Annotated in this window: 13 protein-coding genes; 5 read left to right on the top strand and 8 right to left on the bottom strand. The window is 68.3% G+C overall.

The features are described from left to right. Positions 1-11 precede the first annotated feature (11 nt). Positions 12-1,409: an NTP/NDP exchange transporter gene (locus tag AB4Y64_RS14435; protein WP_441817151.1), complete on the bottom strand. Its 1,398-nt coding sequence runs from the start codon at positions 1,407-1,409 to the stop codon at positions 12-14. 189 nt (positions 1,410-1,598) lie between these two features. Here AB4Y64_RS14435 and AB4Y64_RS14430 point away from each other — a divergent pair, with 189 nt between their 5' ends. Continuing rightward, on the top strand, positions 1,599-3,188 hold the full coding sequence (locus AB4Y64_RS14430) for a GMC family oxidoreductase (protein WP_441817150.1): 1,590 nt from the start codon (positions 1,599-1,601) through the stop codon (positions 3,186-3,188). 185 nt (positions 3,189-3,373) lie between these two features. After that, positions 3,374-4,747, top strand: a complete 1,374-nt coding sequence (locus AB4Y64_RS14425) for a serine hydrolase domain-containing protein (protein WP_441817149.1) — start codon at positions 3,374-3,376, stop codon at positions 4,745-4,747. A 150-nt stretch (positions 4,748-4,897) separates the two neighbouring features. On the opposite strand, the gene AB4Y64_RS14420 is transcribed toward AB4Y64_RS14425, so the two are convergent. The 7 genes from AB4Y64_RS14420 to AB4Y64_RS14390 form a co-directional block, all read right to left on the bottom strand. Further along, a complete protein-coding gene (locus AB4Y64_RS14420) occupies positions 4,898-5,347 on the bottom strand; it encodes a hypothetical protein (protein WP_441817148.1) in 450 nt (149 codons plus the stop codon). A gap of 1,149 nt (positions 5,348-6,496) precedes the next feature. Then, a complete protein-coding gene (gene gcvH / locus AB4Y64_RS14415; protein ID WP_441817147.1) occupies positions 6,497-6,892 on the bottom strand; it encodes a glycine cleavage system protein GcvH in 396 nt (131 codons plus the stop codon). A 105-nt stretch (positions 6,893-6,997) separates the two neighbouring features. Further along, entirely contained in the window at positions 6,998-7,624 is a 627-nt protein-coding gene (locus AB4Y64_RS14410) for a 2-hydroxychromene-2-carboxylate isomerase (RefSeq protein ID WP_441817146.1), read from the bottom strand. 20 nt (positions 7,625-7,644) lie between these two features. Beyond that, a complete protein-coding gene (gcvT, locus tag AB4Y64_RS14405; protein ID WP_441817145.1) occupies positions 7,645-8,766 on the bottom strand; it encodes a glycine cleavage system aminomethyltransferase GcvT in 1,122 nt (373 codons plus the stop codon). A 124-nt stretch (positions 8,767-8,890) separates the two neighbouring features. Beyond that, on the bottom strand, positions 8,891-9,421 hold the full coding sequence (locus AB4Y64_RS14400) for a hypothetical protein (RefSeq protein ID WP_441817144.1): 531 nt from the start codon (positions 9,419-9,421) through the stop codon (positions 8,891-8,893). A gap of 8 nt (positions 9,422-9,429) precedes the next feature. Continuing rightward, positions 9,430-9,864, bottom strand: coding sequence for an NfeD family protein (locus AB4Y64_RS14395; protein ID WP_441817143.1), 435 nt, complete (start codon positions 9,862-9,864; stop codon positions 9,430-9,432). 22 nt (positions 9,865-9,886) lie between these two features. Beyond that, complete coding sequence (locus tag AB4Y64_RS14390) at positions 9,887-10,864, bottom strand: SPFH domain-containing protein (protein WP_441817142.1); 978 nt, start codon at positions 10,862-10,864, stop codon at positions 9,887-9,889. Positions 10,865-10,975: 111 nt separating this feature from the next. On the opposite strand from AB4Y64_RS14390, the gene AB4Y64_RS14385 reads away from it, so the two are divergent. Genes AB4Y64_RS14385 through AB4Y64_RS14375 form a run of 3 tightly spaced genes read left to right on the top strand, consistent with a single transcriptional unit; the run spans position 10,976 to position 13,880 of the window. Further along, complete coding sequence (locus AB4Y64_RS14385) at positions 10,976-11,638, top strand: RNA polymerase sigma factor (protein ID WP_441817141.1); 663 nt, start codon at positions 10,976-10,978, stop codon at positions 11,636-11,638. Further along, positions 11,631-12,584: a hypothetical protein gene (locus AB4Y64_RS14380; RefSeq protein WP_441817140.1), complete on the top strand. Its 954-nt coding sequence runs from the start codon at positions 11,631-11,633 to the stop codon at positions 12,582-12,584. Before AB4Y64_RS14385 ends, AB4Y64_RS14380 begins: the two co-directional genes overlap by 8 nt. Positions 12,585-12,614: 30 nt before the next feature. Continuing rightward, on the top strand, positions 12,615-13,880 hold the full coding sequence (locus AB4Y64_RS14375) for a PDZ domain-containing protein (protein WP_441817139.1): 1,266 nt from the start codon (positions 12,615-12,617) through the stop codon (positions 13,878-13,880). Positions 13,881-13,882 lie beyond the last annotated feature (2 nt).

Genomic DNA, 13,882 nt, shown 5'->3' with positions numbered 1-13,882 from the left:
GGCGCGGGCATTCACGACGGCGTCGAGTCGTCCGGCAACAGGCGCTGCGCCCGGATCACCTTCCACGCGCCCACGGTCAGTCCCAGGGCGACGAACATGCCAGCCACGAACACCAGCCGTGAGCCGAATGCCGACAACGCCTTGTGCAACCAGACGAAGGTGAGGTCGCCGCCGCGATAGACCACCGTGTCGATGACCGCCTTGGCCTTGTAGCGTGACTCGCGGTCGACACGGGTATAGATAGTCTCGCGGCCTGGCTTGGCCAGCGAGAACTCGCCGGCGCGCGTGGCCACCTGCACCATCGCCACCAGCAGCGGCACCGGCGACAGCGCCAGCAGCGCGTAGCCGCCGAGGATGGCGAATGCCGGGATCAGCAAGGTCGGCCCGACGCCGTAGCGGCGCAGCAGGAACCGGGTCAGCAGCAACTGCACCAGGATCGTCACGGTGTTCACCGCACCGTCGATAAGCGAGTAGTAACGGGTCGCCTCGCGTGCGTCCGGGTAGAAGTGCTTCACGATCGCCGCCTGCTCGTTGTAGAGCAGCGTGCCGACGCCGACGCCGAAGAACATCGTGATCGCCAGCGCGCGCAGCAGCGGCCGCTGCCAGACCAGGCGCAGGCCGGCCACGATCGAACCGCCCATCGCCGCCTCGCCGTCGACGGCGCCACTGAGCCGCTCGCGCCGGATCGCCCACTTGCGCAGGCGCAGGATGCACAGCAGGCACACCGCCAGGAAGCCGGCCGACACCAGCAGCAGGTTGGCCACGCCCAGGGGCCCGACCAGGCTGCTGGTCAGCAGCGGACCGACCAGTGCGCCGATCGTGCCGCCGGCGCCGATGTAGCCGTACAGGCGCTTGGCGTGGTCGTTGTCGAAGACGTCGGCCATGAAGCTCCAGAACACGGCCACGGCGAACAGGTTGAACACCGCCACCCAGATGAAGAACACCGCGCCGCGCCCGGGCACGTCGTGCGCGAACACCCAGTAGAAGCCGAGCAGGCAGGCGATGAAAACCAGATACACCACCGGCAGGAACACCCGGCGCGGGAAGCGCGACACCAGCGCCCCGTACACCGGCTGCAGCAGCAGCATCGCCAGGAAGGTGCCGGTGAACAGCACCTGCAGCGTGAAGTCCTTCAGCTCGAAGCCGTGCGCCTTGGCCCAGTCGATGCTGGCCTGCGGGAACACCGTGGCGACGTCGCCGGAAGCGCCCATGGCGTCGCGCACCGGTCGAAGCACGTAGTACCCGCACAGCAGGCAGAAGAAGTAGAGCAGCGACCACCACAGTGGCGGCGACTCGCGCAACGCCGACTGGAATCCACGCAGGTGGCCGCCGATGCCCCCGCCTCCGATGCCCTCGCCGCTGCTGCCCGCACCGCTCCTGCCCGCGCCGTCGCCGTGCCCTGTCGCCATGGTCCGATTCCTCGCGGCCGGCCGGCGCGCTGTGGGTTGGGCGGATGATAGGGGGCGTGCGGGAGCCGCGACAGGGGCGGCGGAGCCAGCGCGACCGGGCCGCCCCCGCCTTTGGGAGCATTTGCTCTAATGGCCCCCCTTACGGTCCGTCGGCTGTAGGGCAGTCTCCACTGGCAGGGCGCAGGCAACGTGTTCGATTACATCATCATCGGTGCCGGCTCCGCTGGCTGCGTGCTGGCCAACCGCCTGTCCGCCGATCCCGACGTCAGCGTGCTGCTGGTCGAGGCCGGCCCGCGCGACAGCCATCCCTTCATCCACATGCCCGCTGGCCTCGCCAAGCTGGTCAGCAACAAGCGCGTCAACTGGGACTACCACACCATGGCCGAAGCGCAGCTCGACGGCCGCGTGCTGTGGTGGCCGCGCGGCAAGGTGCTGGGCGGCTCCAGTTCGATCAACGCCATGTGCTACACCCGCGGCGTGCCCGGCGACTACGAGGAATGGGCCGCGCTCGGCGCCGACGGCTGGGACTGGAAGTCGGTGCTGCCCTACTTCCGCCGCAGCGAACGCAACCAGCGCGGCGCCGACGCGCTGCATGGCGACGAAGGTCCGCTGTACGTGTCCGACCTGCGCTACAGCAACCGGCTGTCGCAGGCGTTCATCGAAGCCGGCCGCCAGGCTGGTCACGCGCTCAACCGCGACTTCAACGGTCCCAGGCAGCAGGGCTTCGGCCTGTTCCAGGTGACCCAGAAGGATGGGGCGCGCTGCTCCAGTGCCGTGGCCTATCTCGACCCGGTGCGCGAGCGTCGCAACCTGACCGTCGTCACCGGCGCCCAGGTCAACCGCATCACGTTCGAGCGTGGCCGCGCCAATGGCGTCACCTATACGTCCCGGGGCCGCGCCTTCCATCAGCCGGCAGCGCGCGAGGTGCTCCTGTGCGGGGGTGCGATCAACTCGCCGCAGTTGCTGATGCTATCGGGCATCGGCCCGGCCGCGCAGCTGCGCCGCAACGGCATCGACGTGCTCGCCGACGTCCCGCAGGTCGGCGAGAACCTGCAGGACCACCTCGATATCTGCACGCTGCAGCACGCCACGCAGAACGTGACCTACGACCGCCTCAACGACGCCAAGGTCGCCTTCGACTATTACCTGCGCGGCCATCGCGGCATCGGCAGCAGCAACATCGCCGAGGCCGGTGGCTTCGTGCGTTCGCATCTGGCGAGCGACGAGCGCCCCGACATCCAGCTGCATTTCGTCCCGGCGATGCTCGACGACCACGGCCGCCACCGCCTCAAGGGCATCGGCTACACCGTCCACGCTTGCTTCCTGCGCCCGCGCAGTCGCGGCCGCATCGCCCTGGCCAGCGGTCGCGCCGGCGACAAGCCGCGGATCGAGGCGAACTACCTAAGCGACGGCGAGGGCTTCGACATGAAGATGATGGTCGAGTGCGCCAGGCTGTCGCGCGAGCTGCTCGCACAGCCGGCCTTCGATGACTATCGCGGCGCGCCGATCTTCCCCGCGCGCAACGATCTCGACGATGCCCAGCTGAGGGAGTTCATCCGCGCCAAGGCCGAGACCATCTATCACCCGGTCGGCACCTGCCGCATGGGTCACGACGACGCGTCGGTGGTGGATCCGCAGTTGCGCGTGCGCGGTGTCGAAGGCCTGCGCGTGGTCGATGCCTCGGTGATGCCGACGCTGATCGGTGGCAACACCAACGCCCCGACGATCATGATCGCCGAGCGCGCGGCCGACCTCATCCGCGACAGCTCGGGCCGCTGATGTGATTCAGTTTGCGCACGCGCGGCGCGTCAAAAATCCTGAACAGGCCTGTGCGCGCGTCGCGAAATCGGGATGCCCGGCACTTATCCCTGCCAAATCAGTCCGGTGAGTCTGATAGCTGCCACAACCCCTGAGATCGGAGCTAGAATCGGGCCGGATCGCAGCACGAGCAGGCGCTCAGAGCCATGAACAAGAACAAGAAAAAGCGCTCCCGCGCCCTCCCGCGTCTCGGGGCCATCGCGCTCCTGCTGCCGCTGACCCTCGGCTCGACCGCGCAGACGCCGTTGCACTGGAATCCGCAACCTTCGACCGCCACCGTCGCGGCCCAGGGCAACGTCACCGTCACCACGCGCGACACCCAGCTTCCGCCTGCCGCGCCGCTGGCGCCGGGCTTCGATGTGCGCCAGTTCGAATCGATGGCGCAGCAGCTGGTTGCCGGCCAGCGTGTTCCCGGCCTGGCGATGGCGCTGGTCCACAACGGCCAGATCATCAGCGCGCGCGGCTATGGCATCACCGACGTCAGCCACGCCACCCCGGTTGATTCCCATACCGTGTTCCGCCTGGCATCGTTGTCCAAGAGCTTCGCCGGCACCATGACCGGCCTGCTCGTCAACGACGGCTCGCTGCGCTGGGACAGCAAGCTGGTGCGCTACCTGCCGAACTTCCAGCTCAGCAATCCGGTCGCTTCGCAGCAACTGACCGTGGCCGACCTGCTCAGCCATCGCGTCGGCCTGACCCACAACGCCTTCGACCGCGACCTCGAGCACTTCGTCGACTACCGCACGCTGACCCAGCGCCTGGCCTACGCGCCGCTCAAGTGCGCGCCGGGCACGTGCTACAGCTACCAGAACATCGCCTTCAGCCTGATCGGCGACGTGGTGTTCGCCGCCAGCGGCGACTTCTATCCGCAGGAAGTGCAGCGCCGCATCTTCAAGCCGCTGGGCATGAACGACGCCAGCCTCGGCCTGGAAGGCATCCAGGCCAGCCCGAGCTGGGCACGTCCGCACGTGCGCGGTCGTGGCGGCTGGGTGTCGACGATGCCCAAGTCGACCTACTACCAGGTGCTGCCGGCCGCCGGCGTCAACGCCAGCGCCAGCGACATGGCGCAGTACCTGCTCGCCCACACCGGCCATCGCCCTGACGTGCTGCCTGCGCCGCTGCTGGCGACGCTGCACCAGCCGCTGGTCGATACCCCCAGCGAGATGCGCGGCTCGTCCTGGCGCCGCCAGCGCGTCACATCCGCCGGCTATGCACTGGGCTGGCGCGTGTACGACTACGGCGGCCATCGCATCGTCTTCCACGGCGGCGCGGTGCAAGGCTACCGCGGCATGATCGCGATGGTGCCCGACCGCGACTTCGGCGTGGCCGTGCTGTGGAACAGCGAGAGCTCGCTGCCGTCGGGCCTGCTGCCGACGATCCTCGACCGCGCGCTCGGCCTGCCGGCGCAGCAGTGGCTCGACGACGAGATCGACGAGACGCTCTATGCCGACGCCGCACAACCGGGCACGCCGAACGCTCCGGGCAGCCAGGCACAAACGGCCAGCTCAGCTCCGCGTTGATTCCCGCGTCGTCCGGCCATTGCCGGACCGATCGTCATCCCGGCGCGCGCCGGGATCCAGGCTGACTGCCTGACGCCGCCCCAAAAAAAAACTCTCCCCCCGCCTGGGCTGCGGGGAGAGAGCTGGATTACGGCAATCGGGACTTTCTTATTAGATCATCGGCGCCGGGGTGGCCGGCATCGCGGAAGCAACAGCCTTCTTGGCCGACTTGCGACGGGCCGCCTTCTTCTTGGCAACCTTCTTCACGGCCTTCTTGGCGGCCGACTTGCGGGCGCCGGCCTTCTTGGCGGCCTTCTTGGCAACCTTCTTGACGGCCTTCTTGGCGACCTTCTTGCGAGCGGTCTTCTTGGCTACGGCCTTCTTGGCAACCTTCTTGGCGACCTTCTTGCGAGCGGTCTTCTTGGCTGCTGCCTTCTTGGCGACCTTCTTGACGGCCTTCTTCACTGCCTTCTTGCGGGCAGCGACCTTCTTGACGGCCTTCTTGACGGCCTTCTTCACTGCCTTCTTGCGGGCGGCTACCTTCTTGACAGCCTTCTTGGCTACCTTCTTGGCGGCTTTCTTGGCAGCGGGCTTCTTCTTCGCAGCTTTCTTCATGGCCATGGGATGGCTCCTCGTCAGTGGTTGATCAGTTGATGATCAGTGGTCTTGCAGGTCTATAAAGCCCAGTAGAACTAGTAGAACTGTCCGGGTATGGCCAGGTGCGTGAAGCCTGCCTGGAAGAGCCCGGGCCGCGGGAGTCGGACCCGCATGCAGCCGCCGACACGCAACGCGCGCCGGTACGGATGAGGCGCCCGCCAGACGGCGGGCAAACAAAAACCCGGACCGCCAAAAGCGAGCCGGGTTGGATGTGACTCGATACCTGCGCCTTTGCGAAAACCCGTTTCGCGAAGGAAACGATCCCTGCTTCCACCGTGTCGACTGCCCGGTCGGAGGTTCGTTTTGTACCGCGAGTTGTTTCTTTGTTCGTACTCACTCGCTTCCGCAGGAGACGTCTGCTGGGCGAAACCTAATCACGCTTTTTCATACTGTCAACACATTGGCCGATTTTTTTTTGGACCGCCGTGGCGTCCGGGCCGACCCGCCGCCGCCGCCGCCGACTCGTCGCGGCGCACGGAAGCGGCGCATCGATTGCCGCGCTCGCCAATATGTTTTTCTGAAACTGCTTTATTTAAGGGGTTTGCGAAAACAGAAACTGGCGCGCGTGCAATTCGCGACGCGTTCGCATGAGTGCTGCATGGCGTTCGAGATGCTCGGACTGGTCGCCCGAACGCCCCCTGTCGGCGGGTGCAATGAGGCGCTCCGGTTTCGCGTCGCACAAGCCGATTTGCGCGAAAGTGCGCGAACTTTTCCGGCAGCTGCGGACCTCGCTTCGGCATCGCTCGGTGCTGCTCGACGTCGTCGACCAGGTGTCGTCGTAGTTCGCATGCGACATCGACGCACCCTTCCGACGTCGGCGTCGAGGGTGCGCTCGACGGTCCGCGATCGCCGCTCGCGAGCGCTTCGACGTGCGCACCGAGCGCCGGACCGTTCGCCGCGAAGCGGCATCCGGCCGCTGCGGCGAATCACCTCGCCGTCACTTTCCGAACTCGATCGCGGCGCTGACCGCGCTGACCGCATTGCCCAGGCGCTGACGCCGTCAGCGGCGCCCAAATGCAAACCGGCCGCACATGGCGGCCGGTCGCGGGATCGGTCGTGCATGGCACGACCGCCTGTGCCCGCCACACCGTGCGGCGTGGCGAGCCGGGTGACTCAGTTGTCTTCTTCTTCGAGCAGCTCGGCGTAATCGTCGGGCGCCAGCAGTTCGTTGAGCTGCTCGGGCTCCTCGATCGCGACGGTGAAGATCCAGCCTTCGCCGTAGGCGTCCTCGTTGATCGTCTCGGGCTTGTCGGCCAGCGCCGCGTTGACGGAGGTCACCTTGCCGGTCACCGGCGAGTAGACGTCGGAGGCGGCCTTGACCGACTCCACCACGGCGCAGGCGGTGCCGGCCTCGACGCGGTCGCCGACGTTCGGCAGCTCGACATACACCAGGTCGCCGAGCAGGCCCTGCGCGTGGTCGGAAATGCCGATCGTGACTTTGCCGTCGCCTTCGACGCGTGCCCACTCGTGGGACTTCATGAACTTCAGATCGCCGGGAATTTCACTCATGACTGGCCTCGAACTTTGCGGGGGCTGCTTGGGGACGGCGCCTAGTTTACCGACGCGGAAGGAACATGCGAGAGGTGGGGGACGAACGGATCGGCTCGGCCAGAATCATGCCGGGTCGACCCGGTACGGCGCGCGGCCGCTCAGCAGCGCATCACGCAGGTCGTCGATGCGGTCCTGCCCCCAGAACGGTTCGCCGTTGAGCACGTAGCCGGGCAGACCCGGCAGGTCGGCGGCGATCGCCTCGGCGGTGTTGCGCGCGTAGATCGCCTCGACGGCGTCTTCCGCCGCCCGCGCCATGACCCGCTGCGCATCGACGCCCTGCGCGGCGAGCAGCCCGGCGACCACCTGCGGATCGGCCAGGTCCTGGTCCTGCGCCCACAACGCGCGCAAGGCGGCATCGGCGTAGTCGAAAGGATCGTGGCCGGCTTCGACCATCGCGATCAGGCAACAGTCGGCCAGGGCGATGTCGACCGGCCAGAACTTTGGCTTGAGGTTGAGCGGCAGGCCGCGACGCGCACGCCAGCGTTGCAGCTCGACCAGGCGGTAGCGCTGGCGCGCCGGTGCGCGCTTGCCCAAGGGCAGTCCACCGTTGGCGTCGAACAGTTCGAAGATCCTGACCGGCCGATGCAGCAGCGTGGCGCCGGTATCGCGCGCCGTCTGCCGCAGCGCCGCATGCCCGAACCAGGCATACGGCGAGATCAGGCTGTAGTAATAGGTGACGGTCGCGCTCATCGCAGTCTCCGTCCGGCGGCTCAGCCGAGCACGCCGTCCTGGGCCTTGCCGTCGCGCACGAACGGGAACTTGACCACGCGCACCGGCACTTCCTTGCCGCGGATGTCGACGCGGACGTTGCCGGCGGTGCCCAGCGGGATGTCGCCGGCCGGCACGCGCGCGAACGCGATCGCCTTGCCCAGCGTCGGCGAGAACGTACCCGACAGGATCTCGCCCTCGCCGTTATCGGTGAGCACCTTCTGGCCGTGGCGCAGCACGCCCTTCTCGTCCATCACCAGGCCGATCATCTGGCGCGGTGCACCGGCGGCCTTCTGTGCCTGCAGCACGTCACGACCGATGAAGTCGCGGCCTTCGTCGAGCGCGACGGTCCACGCCAGCGCCGCTTCGTACGGCGTCACCTCGTCGTCCATGTCCTGGCCGTAGAGGTTCATGCCCGCTTCCAGGCGCAGCGTGTCGCGCGCGCCCAGGCCAGCGGGCTTCACGCCCGCGGCAAGCAGTTCATTCCAGAAGGCGACGGTCTGGTCTTCCGGTACGACGACCTCGAAGCCATCCTCGCCGGTGTAGCCGGTGCGGGCGACGAACACGTCGGTGCCGCCCTGGGTGCGCGCCTGCGCGGCGGCGAACTTGCCGAGCTTGGCGACGCCGGCGCGGTCTTCCTCGCGCAGCAGGCCAAGCACCTTGTCGCGTGCGGTCGGGCCCTGCACGGCGATCATGCCGAAGTCGGGACGCTCGGTGACCTTCACGTCGAACGCCCGGGCCTGCTCGCTGATCCACGCCAGGTCCTTCTCGCGCGTGGCGGCGTTGACCACCAGGCGGAAGAAGTCCTCGTCACGAAAGTAAATGATGAGGTCGTCGATGACGCCGCCGCGCGGGTTGAGCATGCAGGTGTACAGCGCCTTGCCCGGCACCTTGAGCTTGTCGACCGAATTGGCGACCAGGCGGCGCAGGAACTCGCGCACGCGCGCACCGTTGAGGTCGACCACCGTCATGTGGCTGACGTCGAACATGCCGGCGTCGCTGCGCACCAGGTGGTGCTCCTCGATCTGCGAGCCGTAGTGGATCGGCATGTCCCAGCCGCCGAAGTCGACCATCTTGGCGCCGAGGGCGCGGTGGGTGTCGTTGAGGATCGTCTTCTGGGTCATGGCTCGGGGGATCTGTCTGGGGGCGAGCCGGCAATTATCACATTGCGGCTGTGTGCCTGCAGACCATGCTGTGGAGCATGGTGCGCGGCCCGCGATCAACGCCCTGCCGACGCGCCCGGACGGGCTATTCGCTCGTGCCTTCGTTGTAGCAGCGCACGCGGCTGGGAGGGACGCGGACGAACTTGCCCGTGGCCCGGTCCAGCCGCAGCGCCCAGCGCGTGGCCGGAAGCATCTCCAGTTCGGCGGCGTGGGCGGTGCCGGTGTCGATGATCGCGATCAGGCCGGCGTCGTCGACACCGTCGCGCTGGCAGGTGGCGATCACCACCAGTTCGTCGCGGTGCAGGACCGGGTACGGCACCGCGTCGGTGATCCGCCAGCGCGGCTCATCGCCGACGCGGTCGACGAACTCGGCGGCCAGCAACTGCAGCGTGCGGTCCTCGCTGTCGTCCAGCGTGGCGATGCTGCGGGCGCACACCTGGCCAGGCTCGCTGCCCGAGCCGACGCAACTGCCGGTGTTGGACTTCAGCCCTTCCGGGTACGGCGGCACGACCTTGCCGACGAGGCTGGGCTGACCGGCGGACGCCGCGATCGCGACCGACGCCGCAATCGCCGCTGCGGTCATGCACGACAACGCGAGCAGGTGCGATCGGCGCATGTCGTCGCTCAGCCCGCAGGCTCGACCTGCAGGCTCATGCCACGGCTGGCGACGATGCGGACGGCGGCGCCGGCCGGCAGGTCGGGGCCGGTCACTTCCCAGAAGGCGTCGGCAATCTGCACGCGGCCGTGGCCGTTGACGATGCCCTGCTCGAGCGGCACGACGCGGCCCACCAGCGTTTCCGCGCGGCGGTTGAGGTTGGGCTGGTCGCTCCCCGGCTCGCGGCCGCGGAACCAGGCACGGTAGACCTGGATCGAGGCGAAGCTGAGCACGACGAACGCCGCCACCTGGGCCAGCACCGGCATGTCCGGCACCAGCAGCACCATCGCGAACACGACGGTCGCGGCCAGGCCCAGCCACAACATGAAAGCGCCCGGCGCCAGCGCCTCGGCGGCAAACAGCAGCAGCGCCACCACAGCCCAGGCCACCACGTGCCAGTTCATGGGAATCCCCCACTCCATGCGATCAACCTCCGGCGCGCGGCGGCGGCGCCACCGGCGGGCGCACCGGTTGGCGATCTTGCGGACGATCTTGCTGGCGGCCGAGGGCTTCCTTGGCCAGCTCGGCGATGCCGGCCAGCGAGCCGATCACGCCGGCCGACTCCATCGGCATCATCACGAACTTCTGGTTCGGCGCTTCGGCCAGCGCCTTGAACGCTTCGATGTATTTCTGCGCGACGAAGTAGTTGATCGCCTGCACGTTGCCCTGCGCGATCGCGGTCGACACCATCTCGGTCGCCTTGGCTTCGGCCTGGGCCAGGCGCTCGCGCGCCTCGGCTTCACGGAATGCCGCTTCCTTGTTGCCCTCGGCCTCGAGGATCACCGACTGCTTCTCGCCCTCGGCCTTGAGGATCGCCGCCTGGCGGAAGCCTTCTGCCTCGAGGATGTTGGCGCGCTTCTCGCGCTCGGCCTTCATCTGCCGCGCCATCGAGTCGACCAGGTCGCGCGGCGGCTGGATGTCCTTGAGCTCGATGCGGTTGACCTTCAGTCCCCACGGATGGGTTGCCGCGTCCACCGCGACCAGCACCTTCGTGTTGATCTCGTCGCGCTTGGACAGCGACTCGTCCAGGTCCATCGAACCGATCGCGGTGCGGATGTTGGTCATCACCAGGTTGAGGATGGCGATCTCCAGGGTCGCCACTTCATAGGCGGCCTTGGCGGCGTCGAGCACCTGGAAATAGACCACGCCGTCGACCTTCACGACCGCGTTGTCCTTGGTGATCACGTCCTGGCTGGGGACGTCCATCACCTGTTCCATCATGTTTATCTTGCGGCCGACGCCGTAGACGATCGGGATCAGGAAGTGCAGGCCGGGGTCCATGGTGTGGGTGTACTTGCCGAAGCGCTCCACCGTCCATTCGTATCCCTGCGGCACCATCCGCACGGTCTTGAACAGCACCACCACGCCTGCCAGCAACAGCACCAAGGCCAGAATCGATCCCATGCTTTCCCCTCCCTGTCTATGGGCCGAGTATAGGCCCAGTGCCCGAACCCCGAGGTCAACCGCCCGGCCGCCTGCGACGGTTTGGCCGGTCGCCGCATCCAGACCAGTGACATGCCACTGAACCCCATCCCTGCCAGCGCGGTCGCCACCGCCCCTGCGTCCTCGGCGACGAGCGCCCCGCGCAGCAGTTTCGCCATCGACGTGCCCGACGCGGTGCTGGCGCGGGCGCGGGCTGGCGACCGGTCGGCGTTCGAGCAGATCTACCGCTGGTTCGAGCGCCCGGTGTTCAACCTGGCGCTGCGCATCCTCGGCGGCGCGTATGCGGGCGACCGCGACGAGGCAGCCGAAGTGCTGCAGGAAACCATGCTCAAGGTCTACGGCAAGCTCGGCGAGTTCCGCGGCAACGGCAGTCCGTTCTGGGGCTGGCTGCGCCAGATCGCGGTGAACGAGGCGCTGATGCGCCTGCGCAGCCAGCGCCGGCACGCGCACGACGTGCCGCTCGACGGTGACGACCTGGTGATGGATCCGGGTCCGCTGCCAACCGCGGCCGCCGACGCCGCCGCCCTGGGCCGCGCCCTGGCCCAGTTGCCCACCACCACCCGCAGCGTGCTCTGGCTCTACCACGCCGAGGGCTACACCCACGAGGAGATCGCCGCGCTGATGCAGCGCACGCCGAGCTTCTCCAAATCGCAGCTGGCGCGCGGCGGCCGCCGCCTGCGCGAGCTGCTCGATCCCAATCAGACTGGCATGAATCAGGAGAAGGCACGTGCCTGATACCGACAACAACCGCGAGCTCCAGACCAGCGCGCGCCAGGCACCCGGCGACTGGAACGAAGCATTTGCCGCCCTGCCGATGGACTCGCCGGGCAACGACGGCTGGCGGCGTTTGACGCGCGCGCTCGACGCAACCTTGGCCGGCTCGACGCAGCGCTCGACGCAGCACCCGAAGGCGGGAGCGGCATCGCATCGGCGCGCTCGCTGGCCGCTGCTGCTGGCCAGCGCCGCCGCGGTCTCGGCACTGGCCCTGCTGCCGCTGCTGCATCGAGGCCAGGCGCCGGTGCAGGACGACCCGGCGCGCGTCGCCAACACCGCTGCACCGGTGACTTCGCCATCGCCGTCACTGCCCGCTGCTGCTGCAACACCGGCGCCGAACGAGCACACGCCGCCTGCGAGTACTTCTGGTTCCGCGCCAGCTGCGGTCGTCGCATCGACCTCACCAGCCGATCGCGTCGTGGCGCGGCGCAAGCCGGTCGGCACGCCGACGCGAAAGCCGGCGCCGGCACCGGTGGCGTCGCCGCTGCGTGCGCGCGGCGACAACGGCACCCGCGTCGCCGACGCCGCGCCGGCAACTGGTTTGCCGAAGCAGGGCTCCGCGTCGGCCGCGACGACGACGGATTCGTCGGCAGCCGCGCTCGCCGACCGCGCCCTGGCGATCCAGTCGCTGCAGGCCGAATCGGCGCAGCTGGAAGCCATCGTCGCACTCGCCCGCGACGAGCGTGTTTCCTCGGCCAGCGGCGCCGCCGTTGGTGTCGAACTGGACGCACGCATCGGCCGCATCGATGCGTCGCTGTCGCAACCCGGCCTTGCCGACGGCGACCGCGCTGAACTGTGGCGTCAACGCGTCGCTGCCATGCGCGAGCTGGCCGGCATAGAAACCACCCAACGCTGGCTCGTTACCCACGGCGAGCGCTACGACGGCGCCCTGGTCAACGTCGACTGATCTTTCCCTTCCACTGCAGGACCCTCCGCCATGACGTCGATCCACTCCGCAACACCCAGGTCCGGCAAGCGCACGCCCGCCGCGCGCGGGAAGGCATTGTTGAAACCCGCCTTGCTGGCAGCCTCTGTCGGCCTGCTGCTCACCTTCGTCGCCACCGCGCAGACGGCAACCACCAGCACCGCCACCGACGCGCAGAAGGCCCGCGAACTGGCCGCCGCGCGCGAACAGCTCAGTGCCGCCGCCAAGCGCGTGGCCGAACTCTCCGGCGAGAGCGACATCACCCGGCAGATGCTTTTCGAACGTCGCTTCGAGCAGCGCCCGGTGATTGGCGTGGTACTGGCGCCAGAGGAGAAGGCCGGCGTGCGCATCGCGGCGGTGACACCCGACAGCGCAGCGGCCAAGGCCGGCCTGCGCAGCGGCGACCTGCTCACCACCATCAACGGCAAGCCGCTGGCGGGCAAGGACAGCGAGCAGCGATTGACGTCCGCTCGCGCCCAGCTGGGCGATCTGGATACGGAGTCGGCGGTCGCGCTGGGCTACCTGCGCGAGGGCAAGGCGGCATCGGCAAAGGTCACGCCGCAGATCGGTGATCGCTTCTGGATGATGAGCGACGACAACGGCGCCGTGTTCGCCGGCCGCGGCGAAGCAATGAATGGCCAGCTGATGTGGACGCCCGATGGCAAAGGCGGGCATCCGCGGCCGATGCCGTTGCCGCTGGTCTCGCCGGAAGTGCGTACCGAGATCGTGCGGATGGGCCCGATGGGCGACTGCAAGGACGGCGACTGCCGCCTGCCGCTGCTCTCCGAGACCTTTCGCTGGAGCGGCCTGAACCTGGCCACCATCGACGGCCAGCTCGGCCGTTACTTCGGCACCGACCGCGGCGTGCTTGTGCTCAGCACCGGCGCGGAGTTGGCCGGCCTGCAGGCGGGCGACGTCATCCAGCGCATCGATGGCAAGGAAGTGAAATCGCCGCGTGAAGCGATGATGGCATTGCGCGACAAGCCGGCCGACAGCAAGGTCGGCGTGACCTACCTGCGCGACCGCAAGAGCGCGACCGCCCAGATCACCGTGCCAAAGACCGCAATGCTGCGCCTGCCGCCAGTGCCGCCTGCACCCCCCGCACCACCGGCACCACCCGCACTGCTCGCACCGCCTGCAGCGCCGGCACCGCCGAAGGCGCCATCGAACCTTCCCGCGCCGCCGGCACCGCCGCAGGCCCTGGAGATGCCGGCGCCGCCCGCACCTCCGGCTGCGCCAGCGCCGCCGGAACCGCCAACGTTCTCGGTTCTGCTTTGACC

It is taken from the genome of Lysobacter sp. TAF61 (assembly GCF_052113485.1).
In the GTDB taxonomy this organism is placed as follows: domain Bacteria; phylum Pseudomonadota; class Gammaproteobacteria; order Xanthomonadales; family Xanthomonadaceae; genus Lysobacter_J.
The sequence above is the reverse complement of the archived record's forward strand: the minus strand, read 5'-3'. Positions and strand labels throughout refer to the sequence as shown.